Genomic DNA, 19774 nt, shown 5'->3' on the forward strand with positions numbered 1-19774 from the left:
GGTGACCGGCGCACCGCGAGCGGGGACGGGGACCAACCAGGAGGCCGTTCGTCGCCACAACCTCGGGACGCTGCTGCGGCACGTCCACGACTCCGGCGAGGTGTCCCGCGCCGAGCTGACGGGACGGATGGGGCTCAACCGCTCGACCATCGCCGGGTTGGTGACCGAGCTCGACGAGCTGGCGCTGATCGAGCACGCCTCCCCGGCCACGGGACGGCGCAGCGCCGGCCGGCCGTCGGCGGGCGTCCGGATCCGCGAGGACGGTCCGTACGTCGTCGCCGTCGACCTGGGCGTCGACCGCGCCACCGTGGCCCGGGTCGGCCTGGGCGGCCGGGTCTTCGACCGCGCGACCGCGACCATCCCGCCCGAGCCCGAGGCCTGGCAGGTGGGCGCGACGATCGCGGGCCTGGTCAAGCAGGTGGTGACGACGACCGGTCCGGACGCCGCGCTGCTCGGGATCGGCGTCGCCGTACCCGGTCTGGTGCGGCGCAGCGACGGCCTGATCCGGCACGCGCCCAACCTCGACTGGCACGACGTGTCGTTCGGCTCGATCGTGCTCGCCGCGCTGTCCCTCGACGTGCCGATCGCGCTGGGCAACGACGCCGACCTCGGCGCGCTCTCCGAGCAGCGGCGCGGCGCGGCCGTCGGCGTCGGCGACCTGGTCTACATCTCGGGCAACGTCGGTGTCGGTGCGGGCGTGATGTCCGGTGGCCGGCGGCTCGAGGGCGTCGCGGGGTACGCCGGCGAGGTCGGCCACCTCTACCACGACCCGCGCGGCGGGCCCTGCCACTGCGGGAGCCGGGGCTGCTGGGAGACCGTCGTCGGCGCTCCCGCGATCGCCGAGGCGTTGCGCTGCTCCGCCGACCAGGTGCCGCGGCTGGGCGACATCCTCGACGAGATGAGCACCGCCCCGCGCGAGCTGCGCCCGATCGCGATGGACCTCGGCCGCGGCCTCGCCGCCGTCGTCAACATCTTCAACCCGAGCATCGTGATCCTCGGCGGCTACTTCCTCCCGCTGTTCCGGCTCTGCCGTGCCGAGGTGACCGCTGGCCTGGCCGAACGCGCCCTGGTCCCCGCCCGCGACTCCGTCCGGCTGACCCTCCCCGGCCTCGGGAAGGACTCCGTCCTCCTCGGCGCCGCCGAGATGGCCCTCGAGCCCGTCTTCGTCGACCCGGTCGCCAGCCTCGCCGGCGCCGTCACCGACGCCTCCGCCCGCCTCGCCGGCTGACACGTCGCTTCTCGGCGTCAGGCCAGCAGGTCGACGGCGCCGGCGAAGGTCTCCTCGAGCGCGCGTTCGGCGGCGCCGCAGGCGGCCGACGCGGTGCCGAGCCGGCCGAGACGGAGGTCGGGCGGGCCGAGCTCGCCGCTGGCGAGGGTGCGGACCAGCTCGTCGGCAGCGGGTTCGAGGATCAGGTCGCCGAGCGGGACGAAGTACCCGCCGAGCACGACGGCGCCGGGGTCGAGGATGCCGGTGACGACGGCCAGGCCGCGGCCCAGCCAGCGGCCGACCGAGGCGATGCCGTCGCGGACCTCGGCCGAGCTCTCGGCGGCCCGGGCCACCTCGGCGGCGGTCTCGTGCGGGGTGCCGGCCTCGGGGAGGCCGACCGCGGCCAGGAGGGCGTGCAGGCCGACCGACGCCTCCCAGCAGCCGGTGCGACCGCACCCGCAGGCTGCTCCCGCCTCGCCGATCGGGAGGTGGCCGACCTCGCCGGCGAACCCGCGGGCACCGCGCAGCAGCCGGCGGCTCTCGATCATGCCGGCACCGATGCCGACCGTGCCGGTGAGGTAGAGCAGGTGGTCCGCGCCGCGGCCGGCGCCGAGGTGCAGCTCCGCGAGGGCGGAACAGTCCGCGTCGTTGCTGGCCCGGGCACGACCGGTCCAGCCGAACGCCGCGTCGACGGCGTCGACCAGCCCGCGCCCGGCCAGGTCGAGGTTGGGCACCCAGACGGCGGTGCGGTCGTCACCGCCGACCAGCCCGGGCAGCGCGACCGTCGCACCCAGCGGCCTGAGGCCGCTCGCGTCGAGGTCGGCCGCCAGCTCGGTGGCGGTCGCCGCGAGGGCCGTCAGCACGTCGCCGTCGTTCGCGACCGGTCGGGTGACCTCACGTCGGACGACACCGCCGAGGTCGAGCACCACGGCGGCGACGTAGGCGACGTTGACCTCGAAGCCGACGCCGACCGGGCGGCCGTCCTCGAGGGTCACCAGCTGGCCGGGCCGGCCGCGCTCGCCGCTGCGCACCTGCTCCAGGTCACGGACGACGCCGCGCTCCTCCAGCCCGCCGACGATGGTGCCGACGGTCGCCTTGGCGAGCCCGGTGCGCGCCGCGAGGTCGGCCCGGCTGCCCGGGCCCCCCTCCCGCAGCGCGCGTACGACGGCAGCGGCGTTGCGTCGCCGCAGCGACTCGGCTCCGCCCGGCTCCACCGGCCGGCTCACGGTCAGCCGCGGACGCCGTACAGGTGCTCGAGCGCGAGCTGGTCGAGCTTCTCCATCGCGACCTCGCGCGCGGCGAGCGCGTCGACGTCGGGCTGCGGGTCGTCGAGGATCGCCTGCCAGCCCTCCCCCTCCGCCAACGTCGGCGTGGCGAGCTCGGGGAGCCCGGCCTCCTCGAGCGCGGCCTGCACCTCGGGGTCGGCCCGGAAGGCGCGCACCTTGTCGCGGAGGATCAGGTAGTTGTCCATGCAGGCCTTGGCCGATGCCCAGACCCCGGCCTCGGTCTCCGGCCGCACCGGCTTGTAGTCGAAGTGCACGGGCCCGTCGTACCCGCCGGCCAGCAGGGTGTCGACGACCCAGAACGCGCCGCGCACGTTGCCGGCGCCGAACCGCAGGTCCTGGTCGTACCGCGGCCCGTTCTGGCCGTTGAGGTCGATGTGGAAGAGCTTGCCCTGCCACAGCGCCTGCGCGTAGCCCGCCGCTGCGTTGATGCCGGCCATCTCCTCGTGCCCGATCTCCGGGTTGACGCCGACCATCTCGGACCGGTCGAGGGTCTCGATGAAGGCGAGGGCGTGCCCGACCGTCGGGAGCAGGATGTCGCCGCGCGGCTCGTTGGGCTTCGGCTCGATGGCGAAGCGCAGGTCGTAGCCGCGGTCGGCCACGTAGTCGCCGAGCACGTTGAACGCCTCGCGGTAGCGGTCGAGCGCGGCCGGCACGTCCTTGGCGGCGCCGTACTCCGCACCCTCGCGACCGCCCCAGGCGACGTAGACCTTGGCGCCGAGCTCGGCGGCGAGGTCGATGTTGCGCATCACCTTGCGGATCGCGAACCGGCGCACCTCGCGGTTGTTCGAGGTGAACGCGCCGTCCTTGAACACCGGGTGGGTGAACAGGTTGGTGGTCGCGGTCGTCACCGCGAGCCCGGTCTCGGCGAGGCCCTTCTTGAACCGCTCGATGATCGCGTCGCGGGTCGCGTCGTCGCTGCCGAACGGGATCAGGTCGTCGTCGTGGAAGTTGACGCCGTAGGCGCCGAGCGCGGCCAGCTGCTCGAGCGCGTGCACGGGGTCCATCGGCGGTCGGGTCGCGTCGCCGAACGGGTCGCGCGCCTCCCAGCCGACGGTCCACAGACCGAAGGAGAACTTGTCCTCGGGGGTGGGGACGGGACGGGTCATCGGTTTCCTCCTTGATGGGCGACGCGGTGGTCGAGCTTCTCGAGACCGTCGCGGAGGGCGGCGTAACGCTCCCGCACGGTCGGGTCGGGAGCGCCGGTCAGCGTCCCCGCGGTCGGCACCGGCCAAGCCGGTGGCTGGTCGGTTCCGGACAAGGCCCACCCGGCCTGGCGGGCGGCGCCGCGGGCGACGTACTCCCCCTCCTCGGGGAGTACGACGTCGCGGCCCAGGATCACGGGTGCGAGCGCCCGGACGGCCGGGCTGCGGGTCGCGCCCCCGACGAGGAAGACCCGGACCGGTTCCGTGCCGGTGCGCGCGACGAGCGCGTCGACGGCGTCGGCCAGGGAGCAGAGCAGCGCCTCGAACGCGGCGCGGGCGAGGTCCTCGCGGGTGGTCCGCGGCGTCAGCCCGGTCCAGGTGCCGGCGGCGTCGGGCCGGTTGGGCGTCCGCTCCCCGCCGTAGTACGGCGAGAAGATGACCCCGCCAGCTCCGGGCGTCGAGGCGAGCGCGAGCCTGGCCAGCTCGTCGTGGTCCACCCCGAGCCAGCGGGCCTGGAGGTCGAGGATCCCGGCAGCGTTCATGGTCGTGACCATCGGCAGGTAGCCGCCGCGGGCGTCGGCGAAGCCGGTGACGGTGCCGCTGCCGTCGGCGACCGGGTCGGTGGCCACGGTCGAGGCGACCCCCGAGGTGCCGATCGACACCAGCACGTCGGCGGGGGTGAGGTCGAGGCCGAGCGCGGCACCCATGTTGTCGCCGGTCCCGGCGGCCAGCACCGCACCGCCCACGGTCCGGCCGGCCGCAGCGCCCGGCGCGACCACGTCAGGGAGCTCGGCGTCGTGGCCGAGCGCGCTCTCGAGCAGGTCGTGGCGCCAGCGGACCGCGCGGGCGTCGAAGTAGCCCGTGCCGGACGCGTCGCCGCGGTCGGTGAACAGCGGGGTGCCGGGTGCTGCGAGGTGTGCGGACACGTAGTCGTGCGGCAACAGCACGCGGGCCACCCGCGCCGCGTGCTCCGGCTCCGCGTCGCGGAGCCAGCGGAGCTTGGTGCTGGTGAAGGACGCGACGAGCACGCTGCCGATCGCGTCGGCGCAGGGCTGGGGTCCGCCGAGCTCGGCGATCAGGTCGGCCGCGGCCCGGGCGGACCGGGTGTCGTTCCAGAGCAGCGCGTCGCGGACCGGCCGACCGTCCTTGCCGAGCGCCACCATCCCGTGCTGCTGTCCGGCGACCGCGACCGCGTCGGCGCGCTCCAGCAGTCCCGCGGTCGCCGCGTCGACGGCCTCCAGCCAGGCCCGCGGGTCGACCTCGGTGCCGGGCGGGTGCGGTGCCGACTGCTGGGCGACGACAGTGCCGTCGTCGGCGTCGACGAGGACGGCTTTGGTCGACTGGGTGGAGGAGTCCACCCCGAGGGCGAGCGGCACCCACCCATTTTGTACGAGACTTGAACTAAGTCAAGTGCTCCGTCTCCCGACGTGCCCTCCGGCGGGTGCGCCAAGCCTGCAGCCGGCGCCAACCCGCCCGGATCGCGCGGATCGCGAAGTAGAGGACGGCGAGGCCGATCAGCAGCAACGCCCCGGCGATGCCGGCGGCGATGTAGGGGTGCTCGATCGCGAACCACACCAGCGCCAGCACGACGACGTCCTCGCCGATGCTGACCCCGATGTTGCTGGCCGGCTCCGGGCTGGTGTTGACCGCCAGCCGGGTGCCGGCCTTCACGGCGTGCGAGGCCAACGCGCTGGCGCCACCGACGCTGCCACCGAGCAAGCCGCTGATCTCGGTCGAGTCGCCCGCGAGCAGGACGCCGACGACGCCACCGACCAGCGGCCTGATCAGCGTGGAGACCACGTCCCACACGCTGTCGACGTACGGGACCTTGTCGGCGACGAACTCGAACGCGTACATCAGCGCCGCGACCGCCAGCACCTCCCACCGGCCGAGCTCGTCGGGGATCTGCTCGAAGTCCTCGACCCGGTCGGCGATGCCCAGCACCAGCACGACCAGGTAGGCGTTCACGCCGCTGGCCCACCCGCTCGAGAAGGCCATCGCGAGGGATTCCACCTTCGCAGGCTAGTGCTTCGGCGACCGGGTAACGCCCTCTCATGAGCGAGAACGACGCGATGCCCGACCCCGCCGGCTACGACGACGACTACAGCACCGACGAGGAGGACCAGCTCCAGCCGATCGACACCCTCGACGACCCGGACGTCGAGGATGCGCTCGACCGCGGCTACTCCCCGCCCGAGCGCTACTCCGCCGGGCAGGGCTTCGGCAACACCCCCGCCGAGGAGGCGCAGGGCGAGACCCTCGAGCAACGGGTCGCCCAGGAGATCCCGGAGCCCGACCCGTACGCCGAGGCGGACCGCGGCCCCGACGACATCGTCGACGGCGACTCCGACGACGGCGAGGTCGGCGACGAGCGCGCCGGACGGCTGGTCGACCCCGACGAGGGGGCTCACGAGGACACCGAGGCCAGCCTGGTCGGCACCGACGTCGGCATCGACGGCGCGGCCGCCAGCGCCGAGGAGGCCGCCATGCACATCGTCCCCGACGAGGACGCCTGACTGACGCCTAGCGACGACCCGCGGCGTCACCGACGGGGTCTGAGACCCCCCGCCGCGGGTACCTCGTCGATGGCATGCGGCTGGGGGTCCAACAAGGAGGTAGCGGAATGATCAGCTTTATCTTGTGGCTCATCGCGGTCGTGCTCGTCGTCAGCGGGATCGTCAGCCTGTTCCGGGGCGAGGTGCTCTGGGGCGTCCTGCTCATCGTCGTCGGCCTGCTCGTCGGCCCCGGCGGCGTCAGCATCTTCACCTGACGTCGATCCACACCATCCGGTGGTCGGAGGTCGGGAACGGGAACGTCCCGGTGAGCCGGGAGAGCGGGTCCGCCGCCCTCGGCCAGAAGACGCCCGCGCCGACCGTCCTTAGCCGCCGGGCCGGCAGCACGTAGTCGACCCGCAGGTTGCCCGGCGCCGTGTCGGAGAAGTCCGCGGTGTCGTACGCCGGGTCGCCCGCGTGGGTCGTGTTGGCCCCGCCTTGTGCGGCACTGGCCTCGGGCGCGCCCTTGGACCTCGGCCTGGTCTCCTCGATCGCCGGGTGGTCGAGGAGCTGCAGGATCGCGTCGTCGACCGAGTCGCCGTCGTAGGGGTCGGCGTTCTGGTCGCCCGCAATCACGAAGCGCTCGCCGCGCCCGAGGCCACCGCGTCGACCCTGGTCGTCGTAGATGTACGACGACCGGCGCTTACCGCCGACGTAGTCGGCCCAGAACCGGATCTCGTCGTGGTTGCGGGTGCCGTTGCGGTCCTCGGCGCCGTCGAAGGTCGGCGGGGTCGGGTGCGAGACGAGGAAGTGCACGACCTTCCTGCCGACCTTGATCGGCAGGTCCCAGTGCGACTTGGAGGAGAGCCGCAGGACGGCCTGCTCCGCGGGTGAGTACCAGTCCGCCGGTCCCGGCGTGGCGGGGTCGTCGGGCAGCATCGCGCCGGGCATGTCCTTCCACAGGAAGTGCTGGAAGGTCCGCGCCCTGCTCGCGAGGATCGGGAACTTCGAGTAGACGACCATGCCGTACTGGCCCGGGAACAGCCCGAAGCCGAACGCGTCGTCACCGCCACCGACGGTCCCGTCGTTGTTGAGGTCGAACCCGCTCGGCACGCCGGTGTTGGACGGCGCGATGTAGGCGTGGCGGAACCGGATCGGGCGGGCGCCGTTCTGCCCGACCTCGAGGTAGTTCTCGCGGAACAGGTCCACGGCCTCGGGGGCGTAATCGAACTCGTTGATCAGCACCACGTCGGGGTCGACCCGCTGGATGGTCTCGGCGACGTTGCGCGCCTGCTGGTTGCCGGGGGTCGAGAGGTCGGCGACCAGCTGCCCCTCGGCGTTGCGGTTGAGCGAGGCGTTGAAGGTCGCGAAGCGCACGGTGTCGTGGCCGTGCCCGTGGCCTGGCCCGTGCCCCGGGCCGCCGCCCTTCGGGTCCGCGGGGGCGGGGGCGGCTGTGGCCGTGAGCGCGCCGGTCAGGGCGACCGCGGCAGCAAGGGCGAGGACAGGGGTACGACGCATGGCGGCCTCCGAGCAGGACGGTTCCGAGGACCCGACCCTAGGTCGGCGCGCGGACATCCGCCACCGCGCAGGATGAAGGTCGGGTGAACGCCGGCTCGCTCAGCCCCTCCGGACGCCCTTGTAGATCCCGCGCCGGACGATCCCGGGGTACATCACCCGCCACACGAACCAGTCGGGGAGCCGGAACGGCTTCCCGGAGGGGGCGAACACCTGCAGCCCGTCGTGCTGCGGACCGACGACCGAGCCCCACCGGGACCGTGGCGCCTCGAAGGTCCCGAGCGGCTTCCCGCCCAGGTGGGCGCGGATGTTGGCCGCGAGCAGGTGGTCGGCGCGGTTGCGCGCCGAGGAGCGGAGCGGGTCGGTCGCCGCGACGTCCCCGATGGCGAAGATCTCCGGCCGGGCGGCCGTCTGCAGCGTCGGCCGGACCCGGACGAACCCGTCCTCGTCGAGCAGCTCCGCAGGGAGCCACGCCGTGTTGGGACGGACCCGGCCCACCGTCCACAGGACGGCGTCGGCGGGCGTCGGCTCCTGACCGGTCGACCAGGTGACCGGACCGGTGCCGATCCGGTCGAGGGCGCCGTCCTCGGGCAGCTCGGCGCGGTGACCGGGGCGCAGGGCGACGCCGGCCGCGGACAGTCGCTTCCGGACGTGCGACCAGACCCGCGGGTGGTGCTGCGTCAGCGCCCGCTCGCCCGGGAAGCAGAGGTCGACCTGCTTGTCGGGCCACCGGGTGGCGACGTTGAGCGCGCAGCTGACGGCGGCCGCTCCCCCGCCGACGACCAGGACGGAGTCCGCCGCGGCGAGCCGGTCGTGCGCCGCCCGCAGGTCGGCGTCGACCTGCTCGACCGTCTGCACCTGAGGGCGCCGCCAGAACCCGTTCGTCACCCCGGTGGAGACGACGAGCACGTCGTACGGCTCGGTGCGGGTGGTCCCGTCCGGCAGGGCGACCGACACGCGGCGGTGGTCGGCGTCGAGCGCGGTCAACGTGCCGTGGACGACCCGCAGCCGGTCGAGCCGGCGGTAGCGGTCGAACGGCGTCCAGTACTGGGTCCTCCAACGCTCCGGCCTCGTCAACCGCAGGCCGAGCTCCTGGCCGCTCACCAGCCCCGGCTTCGAGGAGATGCCGACGATGTCGAACCGGCCGGCGGGCCGGGCGAGGTGGACGGCGGTGAGCAGGCCGCTGTCTCCGAGGCCGGCGACCACCACCCGCGGCGTGGTCAAGGAGCGACCCGGCGGCGCGGCGGCCGCGGCACCAGCATCGGCACCCGGTCGACGACCTCCTGGTAGGCCGGTCGCCGCTCGAGGCTGCGCCCCTCCATCATCGGGATGCTGGCGCCGAGGAACATCGCGAGCATCGCCACCCCGCCGACCAGCAGCCACCACCAGTCGCCCGGCGAGGCCGCGATCCCGAACAGGCCGAGCGAGAACCAGAAGCTGATCTCGCCGAAGTAGTTGGGGTGCCGCGACCAGCCCCACAGCCCGCGGTCCATCACCGCTCCGTCGCTCCGCTCGCGGACGAACCGGCGCATCTGCCCGTCGGCGACCAGCTCGAGCAGCACCGCCCCGACGCCGACGACCAGGGCCACCGCGTCGACCCAGCCCGGGTCCCGCCCGGGCAGCGCGACGGCGACGTACACCGGAACCATCCCGAGGAAGACCTGGACCGTCGGGATCAGGTGGATCCCGAACAGGTCGGCGAGCAGCTCCAGCCGGCCGGCGCGTTCGCGGACCATCGGGTAGCGCCAGTCCTCGTGGTGCAGGCCGGGGAACCCGATCACCCAGTTGGCGGTCAGGCGGACCGCCCAGAACGTGATGACGCCGAGCACGAGCCAGGTGCGGACGTCGTCGCCGGCGCCGTCGCTGGCGAGCACCCAGTAGCCGGCCAGGTACGGCGGCAGCACGCTCCAGTAGGCGTCGTAGAAGCTGGAGTTGCGGTGCCAGCGGCTCGCGACGAACACCACGAGCGTGGCGATCACGTCGGCGATCAGCCCGTCCAGCCACAGGTGGTCGGTGTCCGGCCCCCAGACCAGCCAGGCCGTCGCGGCACCGAAGGCGACGACGTACGACGCGGCCACGCGGGCCAGCGACTCCCCCTTGCTCATCGGACGATAGTAATGGAACGTGTTCTAGTTTTTCGTCCTTCTCGACCTGGTGCTCGTCGGGCCCGGCGCGGTCTGCGCGGCCGCCCAGGAGACCAGGTCGCGAGCGGGGCCCTCCGGCGGGTGGGCGCCACCGCGCCACACCGCGTGCAACCGTCGGGTGAGGTCGAGCCCGCCGACCTCGATCTCGACCAACCGACCGGTCGCGAGGTCGTCGCGGATCGCGTGCGCACCGAGGGCGGCGGGGCCGGCACCGGCCGCGACCGCGGACCGGACGGCGGCCGTGCTCGACAGCTCGAGCGCCGGGCTCGCCGTCTCCAGGCCCTCGAGCGCGCGGTCGAGGACGGTGCGGGTGCCGGACCCGCGCTCGCGGACGACGAGCGGCGTCGCGGCCAGGGTGGCGGCGGTGACCCGGCGGCCCGACCGCCGGGCCCACGGGTGCCCGGGGCCGACGACCACGACGAGCGTGTCGGTGCCGACCAGCCGGTGTCGGAGGTCCTCGGGGGCGTCGGGCCCCTCGACGAAGCCGAGGTCGACGTCGCCGGCCGCCACCAGGGCGGCCACCCGCTCGCTGTTCGTCGCGGTCATGGTGACCTCGGTCGGCGCCTGGCCGAGCTGCACCTGCCGGGCGCGGAGGGCGACCAGCCAGCCGGGGAGCAGGTGCTCGGCGATGGTGAGGCTGGCCGCGATGGTCAGGTGCCCGCGCCGGTCCGCGCGCAGCGCGGCGATCCCGGCGTCGAGCTGCCCGGCCGCCTCCAGCACGCCCGCCGCCCACTGCACGAGGAGCTCACCGGTCGGCGTCAGGGCCGATCCCCGCCGGGACCGGTCGAGCAGCGCCGTACCGACCAACGACTCCATGGTCCGCACCCGCGACGACGCCGCCTGCTGGGTGACGCCGAGCTCGGCCGCCGCCGCGCTCAGACTGCCGGTGCGGGAGACCACGGTCAGCAGCTCGAGAGCGCGCAGCTCCGGCACGTGAGGTCCCAGCACGAGGACACGCTATCCCAAGGCTGCCTTGTGACCCCACAACCACAACCTCGTTCTGTGGCGAGCAGTTCGTGTCCAGGATGGAGGACATGACTCTCCGCGTTGCGATCGTGGGCGCCGGCCCCGCCGGCATCTACGCCGCCGACATCCTCACCAAGTCCAGCGCCGAGACCGGCACGCCCGTCTCCGTCGACCTGCTCGAGCGACTGCCCGCCCCGTTCGGGCTGGTCCGCTACGGCGTCGCGCCCGACCACCCGCGGATCAAGGAGATCGTCAAGGCGCTCCACCGCGTGCTCGCGAAGCCGGAGGTGCGGCTGCTGGGCAACGTCGAGTACGGCGTCGACGTCAAGCTCGAGGACCTGCGCACCTATTACGACGCCGTCGTCGTCGCGACCGGCGCGATGGCCGACCGCGACCTCGGGATCCCCGGCGAGGAGCTGACGTACGGCGCCGCCGAGTTCGTCTCGTGGTACGACGCACACCCGGACGTGTCGCAGGACTGGCCGCTCGACGCGACCAGCGTCGCGGTCATCGGGGTCGGCAACGTGGCGCTCGACGTCGCTCGCGTGCTCGCCAAGACGGGCGACGAGATGCTGACGACCGACATCCCCTCGCACGTGCACTACGGCTTGTGGTCCAAGACCACGACGGATGTCCACGTGTTCGCCCGCCGCGGTCCGGCGTACGCGAAGTTCTCGCCGATGGAGCTGCGCGAGCTCAACCACTCCCCCAACGTCGAGGTGGTCGTGCACCCCGAGGGGTTCGACGTCGACGACCACGGCATGGAGCACATCGGCAAGCACAAGGCGCAGAAGATGGTGCTCGACACGCTCGCCAACTGGGTCGGTCGCGAGCCGGTCGGGAAGCCGCACCGCATCCACCTGCACTTCGCCCAGGCGCCCGTTGAGGTGCGCGGTGCCGACGGCAAGGTCACCACGCTGCGCACGGAGCGGACCCGTCCGCTCGGGGACGGCAACGTCGAGGGCACCGGCGAGGTGACCGACTGGGACGTGCAGGCGGTGTACCGCGCGGTCGGCTACCGCAGCACGGCCCTGCCGGGGCTGCCGTTCGACGACCGCGCGGCCGTGATCCCGAACGACGGCGGTCGGGTGCTCGGCCTCGACGGCCGTGCCATCCCCGGCACCTACGTCACCGGCTGGATCAAGCGCGGTCCGGTTGGCCTCATCGGCCACACGAAGAGCGACGCCGCCGAGACCGTCGGCCACCTGCTGGCCGACCTGGCCGCGTCCGGGCCGACCGCGACCCTCCGCGAGCCCGCCGACGTCGACGCCTACCTGGCCGAGCGCGGGGTCGACGTCACGACCTTCGAGCACTGGGAGCGGCTCGACCGGCACGAGGTCGCCCTGGGCGAGGCCCAAGGACGCGAGCGGGTCAAGGTCGCCGAGCGGGAGGCGATGCTCGAGGCCGGGCGCGGCTGATCGCTCCGGGCGGTTGCCCTACCGTTGCCGCGTGCAGCTCTTCGAGTTCGAGGGCCGTCGGCCCCAGGTCCACCCCGAGGCGTTCGTCGCGCCGACCGCCACTCTGATCGGCGACGTGCGCGTCGAGAAGGGCGCGAGCATCTGGTACGGGGCCGTCCTGCGCGCCGACATCTGCACGATCATCGTGCGCGAGGGGTCGAACATCCAGGACAACTCGGTCGTGCACGCTGCCCCGGACGTCACGGTGGAGATCGGCCCGAACGCGACCATCGCGCACTCGTGCGTCTTCCACGGCGACACGATGGGCGAGAAGGCGTTGCTCGGCAACGGGAGCGTCGTGCTCGACCACGCCTCGATCGGCGCGGGTTCCCTGGTCGCGGCGGGATCCGTCCTCACCCCGGGCACCCGGGTCGAGGAGGGGGTCCTCGCCGCGGGCGCACCGGCGGCGCCGAAGAAGCCGATCTCCGGCACCAACGCCGAGCTGTGGGTGGAGAGCAACGCCGACTACTACAGCGACCTCGCCCAGCGGCACCGTGCCGGCATCACGGTCATGCCACCGACAGCGTGACCTCGATGTTGCCGCGCGTCGCGTTGGAGTAGGGGCAGACCTGGTGGGCCTGCTCGACCAGCTTCTGCGCCTCCTCGCGGTCGAGCGCCGGCAGCGCCACCTCGAGCTGGACGGCCAGGCCGAAGCCACCGGAGCCGTTCGGACCGATCGAGACGTCGGCCACGACCTCGGAGTCGGTGGTGTCCGCCTTGGCCCGGCTCGCGACGAGCTTGAGCGCGGAGTGGAAGCACGCGGCGTAGCCGGCCGCGAACAGCTGCTCGGGGTTGGTCGCGCCGCCGGTGCCGCCCATCTCCTTGGGGACGCGCACGTCGGCGTCGATGAGCTTGTCGGTGGACTGGACGTGGCCGTTGCGCCCGTCGCCGGAGGCCACTGCGGTGGCGGTGTAGAGAGTTTCCATGTACACAACTATATTGTGCACAATCTATTTGCGCAAGGTACGCTTGCCGCGTGACCGACCGCCCGCAGCTGGCCCTCGCCGAGCAGCTCTGCCTGCCGTTGTACGCCGCTGCCCGCGGGATCACCCGTCGCTACGCCGAGGTGCTGAGCGCGGAGGGCATGACCTATCCGCAGTACGCCACGATGCTCGCGCTCTGGGACGCCCCCGGCCCGCTCACCGTGGGCGAGATCGGCGAGCGGCTGCACCTCGACTCGGGCACGCTGACCCCGGTGCTCAAGCGGCTCGAGAACGCCGGCTACGTCGCGCGGCAGCGCGACGCAGCCGACGAGAGGCGGGTCCTGGTGCGGACCACACCCGAGGGCGAGGCCCTTCGCGGCCGGGTCGCCGACGTGCCCGAGCGGGTCTGGGCGGACACCGGCCTGCAGGTGTCGGACGCCCGGGAGCTGCGGGCCCTCCTCGACCGGCTGCTCTCCGGGCTCGACGCGATCTCCTAGTCCCACAGGCCCATCGCCCGCGACCAGAGGCAGCCCAGCGCGCCCTTGCCGGCGCCCCAGCCGCCCCCGCCCGCCAGCGTGCCGATCACGGCCGCGCCGGCGCAGAACGCGGTGACGCGGATCGTCTCGCTGAGCAGCCGGTTGACCCACTGCTGGCCCCTGCGGCAGACCCCGGTCCAGCGCGGTCCGGCCATGCAGGCGGTGATGCCCAGGGTGTCCCGCCACCAGGAGCCGTCGCCGCGCGCGTCGTAGCCCTTGGCGGACAGCGATCGCTGGATCATCCGCTTGACCCGCGGCGTGAACTCGACGCCGCGCGAGTTGCGGAGCCGTTCGCGCCGGAAGTCCCGGCCGTAGTGGCGCGCGGTGTAGCACGACCACTCCATCGACGGGCAGGTCCTCGGCGTCGTACGCGTCGCCACCGGCACCGCCTCGGCGTTCGTCGCGCCGTCGGCGGCCTTGGGGACCAGCAGCGCCGCCGCCACCAGGAAGAGGACGATCAACGGCGCCGCGACCAGCCACCACTTCGGCCGTCCGACGATGTCCTTGACGAGCTCCTTGTCCATGCAGCTACCTCCCGAGCGTTCGTGATGGAACAGTTGCGGGAAGTGTGGAGTTCGTCTTCGAACAATGTCAACTATCGCTACCGGCGAAGCGGGGTCACTCCCACTCGATGGTGCCGGGCGGCTTGCTCGTGATGTCGAGCGTGACCCGGTTGACCTCGCGGACCTCGTTGGTGATGCGGGTCGAGATCCGCTCGAGCACGTCGTACGGCACGCGCGCCCAGTCGGCGGTCATGGCGTCCTCGGAGGTGACGGGGCGGAGCACGACCGGGTGGCCGTAGGTGCGACCGTCGCCCTGGACGCCGACCGAGCGGACGTCGGCCAGCAGGACCACGGGGAACTGCCAGATGTCGCGGTCGAGGCCGGCGGCGGTCAGCTCGGCACGGGCGATCGCGTCGGCCTCGCGCAGGATGTCGAGGCGCTCGCGGGTGACCTCGCCGATGATCCGGATGCCGAGGCCGGGACCGGGGAACGGATGGCGCCAGACGATCTCGGGCGGCAGGCCGAGCTGCTCGCCCACGAGGCGGACCTCGTCCTTGAAGAGCGTGCGCAGCGGCTCGACCAGCTCGAACTCGAGGTCCTCCGGCAGCCCGCCGACGTTGTGGTGGGACTTGATGTTGGAGGTGCCCGCTCCCCCGCCGGACTCGACCACGTCGGGGTAGAGCGTGCCCTGGACGAGGAACTTCACCTTGCTGCCCTCAGGGGCGCTCTTGATGATGTCGGCCTCGGCCGCCTCGAAGGTGCGGATGAACTCGCGGCCGATGATCTTGCGCTTCGTCTCCGGGTCGCTGACGCCGGCCAGCGCCTCGAGGAACTGCTTCTCGGCGTCGACCACCACCAGCCGGGTGCCGGTCGCCGCGACGAAGTCGCGCTCGATCTGCTCGGTCTCGCCCTTGCGCATCAGCCCGTGGTCGACGTAGACGCAGGTGAGCCGGTCACCGATCGCCTTCTGCACGATGGCCGCGGCCACAGCCGAGTCGACGCCGCCGGAGAGGCCGCAGATGGCCCGGCCGTCCTCACCGATCTGCTCACGGATCCGCTCGATCTGCTCGTCGGCGATGTTGCCGACGGTCCACGTCTGGCGGCAGCCGGCGATGTCCCAGAGGAAGTGCTCGAGCACCCGCTGCCCGTGCTCGGTGTGCAGCACCTCCGGGTGCCACTGCACCCCCGCGAACCCGCGGTCGACGTGCTCGAACGCCGCCACCGGCGTCACCGTGGTCGACGCGAGCACCTCGAACCCGTCGGGCGCCGCCGTCACGGAATCGCCGTGGGACATCCAGACGTTGTGCTCGGTGGGCACGCCGCCGAGCAGGGTGCCGGCGTGGCCGACGTGGACGCGGGTGCGTCCGTACTCCCGTGCCCCCGTGTGCGCCACCGTGCCGCCCAGCCCCTGCGCCATCAGTTGGAAGCCGTAGCACATGCCGAAGACCGCCGCGTCGCCGTCGAAGATGGCCGGGTCGAGGCTCGGCGCCCCCTCGGCGTAGACCGACGACGGCCCACCGGACAGGATGATCGCCTTCGGCTCCTTGGCCATCATCTCGGCCACCGGCATCTCGTGCGGCACGATCTCGGAGTAGACCCGCGCCTCCCGCACCCGCCGCGCGATCAGCTGGGCGTACTGCGCCCCGAAGTCGACCACCAGGACCAGATCGTGCTCGGGCGCCGTCATGGGCGGATCCTATCGAGCCTGACGGGCTGGTCGGGCGGGGCGTCGTACCGGGGAATTTTGTCGTGGTTCGGCGACGATCACGACAGATTTCCCCAGCGCGCCGACAGCCAGATCAGCCCGCCCGCTCGACTGACGAGGGTCCGGTCGAGCTTGAACCCTGATCTACCGGTCTCGATACGCCGGTCGCCCGCGGTCGCTTCGCTCCCGCGGGCGCGGCTACTCGACCTCCCGGCCCGGATCTTCGCCTTCGCAAGCTCAGGCGAAGGGCCGTGAAAAAGCACCAGGGCCCGACCGGGGAGGGAGGGTGGTCGGGCCCTGATCGTCCAAGCAGCTGCTGGACAGTGCCTGAACCGAGCCCGGACTTTCGGGAGGGAGCGTGAATCTCCGGGCTCGTCTCGATCAACGACGGCTCACGGGGCGGGTTACGCCCGGTTACTGCTCCTTGTGGAGGAATTTTTTTACCGAAGGAGGGGTCAGGAGACGCCCACGATCGGCAGGCGCAGCGCCCCGGGCGCGCCGTCGGGCACCACGGGCTGCTTCGGGGCCACCGGTTGGAGCCGCGAGTACGACGATCCGGGGGCCGGCCGGGTGTCCACCTCGCCCTTGTTGGGCCAGAACGCCATGGCCCGCTCGGCCTGTGCGGTGATCGTCAACGAGGGGTTCACGCCGAGGTTCGCCGAGATCGTCGAGCCGTCCGCGATGTGGAGGCCGTCGTACCCGTAGACCCGGTGGTAGGGGTCCACGACGCCGGTCTCGGGGCTGTCGCCGATGGTGCACCCGCCGATGAAGTGCGCGGTCAGCGGCATGTTGAACGGCTCGCCGATGTTGCCGCCGGGCTTCCCCTGGACCGCTGCCGCCATCCGCCGGACCGCCTCGTTGGCGACTGGGATCCAGGTCGGGTTGGGCGTGCCGTGGCCCTGCTTGGAGTTGAGGAACCACCCGAACGGCGTCCGCACCGGCTTGGTGGTGATCGAGTTGTCGACCGTCTGCATGACCAGCGCGATGACGACCCGCTCGGACCAGTGCTTGACGTCGTAGAGGTCGAGGATGTTGCGTCGCTCCTTCCACATCTCCTTGAGCCAGCCCTGCCACCGCGGCGCCTTCGCGTCACCGTCGGTGAGCACGGTCTGCATGAGCGACATCGCGTTGGAGCCCTTGCCGTAGCGCACCGGCTCGATGTGGGTGACCTCGTCGGGGTGCCAGGACGAGGTGATCGCCACCCCCTGGCTGAAGTCCTCGCCCCAGTCCTTGGGGCTGATGGCGCCGAGCAGCGACTCGGAGTTGGTCCGGGTCAGCAGCCCCAGCCGGTCGGAGATCCGCGGCAGGTCGCCGGTCGCCTTGAGCTTGTGGAGCAGCTTCTGGGTGCCGAGGGCAGCGGCAGCGAAGATGACGTGCTGGGCGGTGTAGGTGCGCGTCGCCGTACGACGCGACAGCTTCGCCTTCGTCCAGCGCGCGTCGACCCGGTAGCCGCCCCCGTCGAGCGGCCGCACCCGGGTCACGGTCGTCAGCGGATGCACCACCGCGCCGTTCTGCTCGGCGAGGTAGAGGTAGTTCTTGACCAGGGTGTTCTTCGCGTTGTGCCGGCACCCGGTCATGCACTCGCCGCAGTTGAGGCAGGCGTTCCGCTGCGGCCCGGCGCCGCCGAAGTACGGGTCGTCCGTCAGCTCACCCGGCTCCTGCGTCGGGCCGCCGAAGAACACGCCGACCGGCGTCGGGCGGAACGTGTGGCCCCGTCCCATCTCCTCGGCGACCTGCTTCATCACCAGGTCCGACGGCGTCATCTTGGGGTACTCGACGACGCCGAGCATCCGCTTGGCCTGGTCGTAGTAGGGCGCGAGCTCGGACTTCCAGTCCGTGATGTGCGACCACGCCGGGTCGCGGTAGAACGGGTCGAGCGGCTCGTAGAGCGTGTTGGCGTAGACCAGGGAGCCGCCGCCGACCCCGGCGCCCGCAAGGATCATGCAGTCGCGGACGGCGTCGATGCGCTGGATGCCGTAGCAGCCGGCTGCCGGCGCGAAGAGGTAGCGCTTGAGGTCCCAGGAGGTGTCCGCGAAGTCCTCGTCCTCGAACCGCGCGCCGGCCTCCAGCACGGCGACCTTGTAACCCTTCTCCGTCAGCCGCAGCGCGGAGACCGAGCCGCCGAAGCCCGACCCGATGATCAGGACGTCGTAGTCGAACCCGTTGTCCACGTCGCTGCCGCCCATGTCAGGCCCGTCCCAGCTTGTTCATCACCCTGAGTGCCAGCACCTGGACCTTCGCGTACTGCTCCGAGCTCAACCCGAACTGGGGCGAGAGCTTGAGGAACCGCTGCGTCCCGACCGACTGCGTCTCGGTGTAGCGGTGGATGCCCTCGGCGCCCTGGCGCCGGCCCATGCCGGACTCGCGCATGCCGCCCATCGGCGCCGCCAGGCTGCCGAAGGTCGCGCCGAAGCCCTCGTTGATGTTGACGGTGCCGCACTTGATCTGCCGGGCGATGGCCCGAGCGCGGGCGCCGTCCTGGCTGAAGATCGCGCAGTTGAGGCCGTACTCCCCGTCGTTGGCGCGGGCGATCGCGTCGGACTCGTCGTGGAACCGGTAGAGCGCCACCACCGGGCCGAACGTCTCGTGCCCGAAGCAGGTCATGTCGGGCGTGACGCCCTCGAGGATCGTCGGCTCGTAGTAGTACGGCGCCAGGTCGGGCCGGGCGCGGCCGCCGGCCAGGACCCGGGCACCCTTGGCCACGGCGTCGTCGACGTGGGCGACGACGGTGTCGAGCTGGTCGGCGGAGATGAGCGGGCCCATGTCGACCTCCCAGTCGAGGGTCGCGCCCAGGCTCATCGCCTTGGTCCGGGCGACGAACCGCTCGACGAACCGGTCGTAGACCTGGTCGGCGACGAACAGCCGCTCGGTCGACACGCAGAGCTGTCCCGCATTGGAGAAGCTGGCCCGCACCGCACCCTCGGCGGCGCGCTCGACGTCGGCGTCGCGGAGCACGAGCAGCGGGTTCTTGCCACCCAGCTCCAGCGAGCAGCCGATCAGCCGCTCGGCGCACTGGGCGGCGATCAGCTTGCCGGTCGCGGTCGAGCCGGTGAAGCAGATGTAGTCCGACCGCTCGATCATCGGCCCGCCGAGCTCACGGCCCGGGCCGGCCACGACCTGCCACAGGTCGCGCGGGAAACCCGCCTCGTCCATCAGCTTCAGGCCCATCAGCGCGGTGAGCATGGTCTGCGCGTCCGGCTTGGAGACGACCGCGTTGCCGGCCATCAGCGCGGGCAGGCCGTCGGAGAGCGCCATGGTCAGCGGGTAGTTCCAGGGCGAGATGATGCCGACGACGCCCTTCGGGACGTGGTTGATGTCGATCCGCGTCGCCAGCGGGATGACCCCGCCCCGCCGCTCGGTCGCCATGTGCTTCCCGGACATCCGCGCGTAGTAGCGGGCGGTGAGCGCGGTGTGGGCGACCTCGTCGTACGCGTGCTTGCGGGCCTTGCCGTTCTCGAGCGTGATCATGTCGAGCAGCTCGGGCATCCGGTCGAGGAGCAGGTCGTGGAGGCGCAGCATGATCGCGGCGCGCTCGGCCATCGGCACCCGCACCCACTGCGCCTGTGCCACCCGCGCCCGGCGGTAGGCCTCCGCGACGTCGTCGGTGCTCGACTGCGGGATGTTCGCCAGCGGCGCCCCGGTCAGTGGCGAGGTGAGCGGCACCGTGGTGCCGGTCGTCGCCAGGACGCGACGGGTGAGGGTCTCGACGTACTCCGGCTCGAGGACGTACGACGCCCGCGGGTCGTGCTCGGGGTCGTGCGGGCCCTCGACGAGGGGACCGCCGCCGACGCCTTCGGGGTGGCCGGGGTTCGAAGCGCTCATGCATCGAGGGTAGTGAGTGCCGTCACTCCCGGCTACCGATGAGTAGCCGATGTGTCCCTTTACACATCCGCTTCCG

At 72.5% G+C, this 19774-nt stretch carries 19 protein-coding genes; 6 read left to right on the forward strand and 13 right to left on the reverse strand.

Going from position 1 to position 19774, the window contains the following annotated elements; all coding sequences use genetic code 11:
* Position 1 precedes the first annotated feature (1 nt).
* Positions 2-1228 (forward strand): ROK family transcriptional regulator, encoded by a 1227-nt coding sequence (locus DJ010_RS03315; RefSeq protein ID WP_109692169.1) that lies wholly within the window; start codon positions 2-4, stop codon positions 1226-1228.
* A gap of 17 nt (positions 1229-1245) precedes the next feature.
* Here DJ010_RS03315 and DJ010_RS03320 read toward each other — a convergent pair whose 3' ends face one another.
* The 4 genes from DJ010_RS03320 to DJ010_RS03335 are packed head-to-tail and all read right to left on the reverse strand — an operon-like array spanning position 1246 to position 5648.
* Positions 1246-2433, reverse strand: a complete 1188-nt coding sequence (locus DJ010_RS03320; RefSeq protein WP_158282913.1) for an ROK family transcriptional regulator — start codon at positions 2431-2433, stop codon at positions 1246-1248.
* 2 nt (positions 2434-2435) lie between these two features.
* Complete coding sequence (gene xylA / locus DJ010_RS03325) at positions 2436-3599, reverse strand: xylose isomerase (protein ID WP_109692171.1); 1164 nt, start codon at positions 3597-3599, stop codon at positions 2436-2438.
* Complete coding sequence (gene xylB, locus DJ010_RS03330; protein ID WP_109692172.1) at positions 3596-5011, reverse strand: xylulokinase; 1416 nt, start codon at positions 5009-5011, stop codon at positions 3596-3598. The genes xylA and xylB overlap by 4 nt, the downstream gene beginning before the upstream one ends.
* Before the next feature lie 25 nt (positions 5012-5036).
* Positions 5037-5648 (reverse strand): DUF4126 domain-containing protein, encoded by a 612-nt coding sequence (locus DJ010_RS03335; protein WP_109692173.1) that lies wholly within the window; start codon positions 5646-5648, stop codon positions 5037-5039.
* A 41-nt stretch (positions 5649-5689) separates the two neighbouring features.
* On the opposite strand from DJ010_RS03335, the gene DJ010_RS03340 reads away from it, so the two are divergent.
* Positions 5690-6151 (forward strand): DUF5709 domain-containing protein, encoded by a 462-nt coding sequence (locus DJ010_RS03340; RefSeq protein WP_245927158.1) that lies wholly within the window; start codon positions 5690-5692, stop codon positions 6149-6151.
* 107 nt (positions 6152-6258) lie between these two features.
* Positions 6259-6405: a GPGG-motif small membrane protein gene (locus tag DJ010_RS21945; RefSeq protein WP_158282914.1), complete on the forward strand. Its 147-nt coding sequence runs from the start codon at positions 6259-6261 to the stop codon at positions 6403-6405.
* Here the strand turns inward: DJ010_RS21945 and DJ010_RS03345 are convergent.
* The 4 genes from DJ010_RS03345 to DJ010_RS03360 form a co-directional block, all read right to left on the reverse strand.
* On the reverse strand, positions 6398-7645 hold the full coding sequence (locus DJ010_RS03345; protein ID WP_109692174.1) for an endonuclease/exonuclease/phosphatase family protein: 1248 nt from the start codon (positions 7643-7645) through the stop codon (positions 6398-6400). The genes DJ010_RS21945 and DJ010_RS03345 overlap by 8 nt on opposite strands.
* Positions 7646-7744: 99 nt before the next feature.
* A complete protein-coding gene (locus DJ010_RS03350) occupies positions 7745-8866 on the reverse strand; it encodes an FAD-dependent oxidoreductase (protein WP_109692175.1) in 1122 nt (373 codons plus the stop codon).
* Positions 8863-9747: a DUF1295 domain-containing protein gene (locus DJ010_RS03355; RefSeq protein WP_109692176.1), complete on the reverse strand. Its 885-nt coding sequence runs from the start codon at positions 9745-9747 to the stop codon at positions 8863-8865. The genes DJ010_RS03350 and DJ010_RS03355 overlap by 4 nt, the downstream gene beginning before the upstream one ends.
* Before the next feature lie 24 nt (positions 9748-9771).
* The gene (locus tag DJ010_RS03360) at positions 9772-10734 is read right to left on the reverse strand and encodes a LysR family transcriptional regulator (RefSeq protein ID WP_109692177.1); all 963 of its coding nucleotides are present in this window, start codon (positions 10732-10734) and stop codon (positions 9772-9774) included.
* Between the two features lie 86 nt (positions 10735-10820).
* Between DJ010_RS03360 and DJ010_RS03365 the strand changes: the two genes are divergently transcribed.
* The gene (locus tag DJ010_RS03365) at positions 10821-12170 is read left to right on the forward strand and encodes an FAD-dependent oxidoreductase (RefSeq protein ID WP_109692178.1); all 1350 of its coding nucleotides are present in this window, start codon (positions 10821-10823) and stop codon (positions 12168-12170) included.
* Positions 12171-12201: 31 nt separating this feature from the next.
* Positions 12202-12738, forward strand: coding sequence for a gamma carbonic anhydrase family protein (locus DJ010_RS03370; protein ID WP_109692179.1), 537 nt, complete (start codon positions 12202-12204; stop codon positions 12736-12738).
* Here DJ010_RS03370 and DJ010_RS03375 read toward each other — a convergent pair.
* The gene (locus tag DJ010_RS03375; RefSeq protein ID WP_109692180.1) at positions 12719-13135 is read right to left on the reverse strand and encodes an organic hydroperoxide resistance protein; all 417 of its coding nucleotides are present in this window, start codon (positions 13133-13135) and stop codon (positions 12719-12721) included. The two genes, DJ010_RS03370 and DJ010_RS03375, sit on opposite strands and share 20 nt — an antisense overlap.
* Before the next feature lie 50 nt (positions 13136-13185).
* Here DJ010_RS03375 and DJ010_RS03380 point away from each other — a divergent pair, with 50 nt between their 5' ends.
* Entirely contained in the window at positions 13186-13629 is a 444-nt protein-coding gene (locus DJ010_RS03380) for a MarR family winged helix-turn-helix transcriptional regulator (protein WP_245927159.1), read from the forward strand.
* Here the strand turns inward: DJ010_RS03380 and DJ010_RS03385 are convergent.
* From DJ010_RS03385 to DJ010_RS03400, 4 genes are all read right to left on the reverse strand, one after another.
* Positions 13626-14192: a hypothetical protein gene (locus tag DJ010_RS03385; protein ID WP_109692181.1), complete on the reverse strand. Its 567-nt coding sequence runs from the start codon at positions 14190-14192 to the stop codon at positions 13626-13628. The two genes, DJ010_RS03380 and DJ010_RS03385, sit on opposite strands and share 4 nt — an antisense overlap.
* A gap of 94 nt (positions 14193-14286) precedes the next feature.
* The gene (gene guaA, locus DJ010_RS03390) at positions 14287-15858 is read right to left on the reverse strand and encodes a glutamine-hydrolyzing GMP synthase (protein WP_109692182.1); all 1572 of its coding nucleotides are present in this window, start codon (positions 15856-15858) and stop codon (positions 14287-14289) included.
* 473 nt (positions 15859-16331) lie between these two features.
* Entirely contained in the window at positions 16332-18062 is a 1731-nt protein-coding gene (locus DJ010_RS03395; protein ID WP_109692183.1) for a GMC oxidoreductase, read from the reverse strand.
* A 1-nt stretch (position 18063) separates the two neighbouring features.
* A complete protein-coding gene (locus DJ010_RS03400) occupies positions 18064-19698 on the reverse strand; it encodes a succinic semialdehyde dehydrogenase (RefSeq protein ID WP_109692184.1) in 1635 nt (544 codons plus the stop codon).
* Positions 19699-19774: the final 76 nt, after the last annotated feature.

The sequence above is a fragment of the Nocardioides silvaticus genome, from assembly GCF_003160695.1.
GTDB lineage: Bacteria > Actinomycetota > Actinomycetes > Propionibacteriales > Nocardioidaceae > Nocardioides > Nocardioides silvaticus.

What these genes read in the sequence shown, in the direction of transcription:
- DJ010_RS03375 (WP_109692180.1), bottom strand. Translation starts at nt 13,135, where the DNA reads ATGGAAACTCTCTACACCGCCACCGCAGTGGCCTCCGGCGACGGGCGC.
- DJ010_RS03355 (WP_109692176.1), bottom strand. Translation starts at nt 9,747, where the DNA reads ATGAGCAAGGGGGAGTCGCTGGCCCGCGTGGCCGCGTCGTACGTCGTC.
- DJ010_RS03345 (WP_109692174.1), bottom strand. Translation starts at nt 7,645, where the DNA reads ATGCGTCGTACCCCTGTCCTCGCCCTTGCTGCCGCGGTCGCCCTGACC.
- DJ010_RS03340 (WP_245927158.1), top strand. Translation starts at nt 5,690, where the DNA reads ATGAGCGAGAACGACGCGATGCCCGACCCCGCCGGCTACGACGACGAC.
- DJ010_RS03385 (WP_109692181.1), bottom strand. Translation starts at nt 14,192, where the DNA reads ATGGACAAGGAGCTCGTCAAGGACATCGTCGGACGGCCGAAGTGGTGG.
- xylA (WP_109692171.1), bottom strand. Translation starts at nt 3,599, where the DNA reads ATGACCCGTCCCGTCCCCACCCCCGAGGACAAGTTCTCCTTCGGTCTG.
- DJ010_RS03400 (WP_109692184.1), bottom strand. Translation starts at nt 19,698, where the DNA reads ATGAGCGCTTCGAACCCCGGCCACCCCGAAGGCGTCGGCGGCGGTCCC.
- guaA (WP_109692182.1), bottom strand. Translation starts at nt 15,858, where the DNA reads ATGACGGCGCCCGAGCACGATCTGGTCCTGGTGGTCGACTTCGGGGCG.
- DJ010_RS03365 (WP_109692178.1), top strand. Translation starts at nt 10,821, where the DNA reads ATGACTCTCCGCGTTGCGATCGTGGGCGCCGGCCCCGCCGGCATCTAC.
- DJ010_RS03395 (WP_109692183.1), bottom strand. Translation starts at nt 18,062, where the DNA reads ATGGGCGGCAGCGACGTGGACAACGGGTTCGACTACGACGTCCTGATC.
- DJ010_RS21945 (WP_158282914.1), top strand. Translation starts at nt 6,259, where the DNA reads ATGATCAGCTTTATCTTGTGGCTCATCGCGGTCGTGCTCGTCGTCAGC.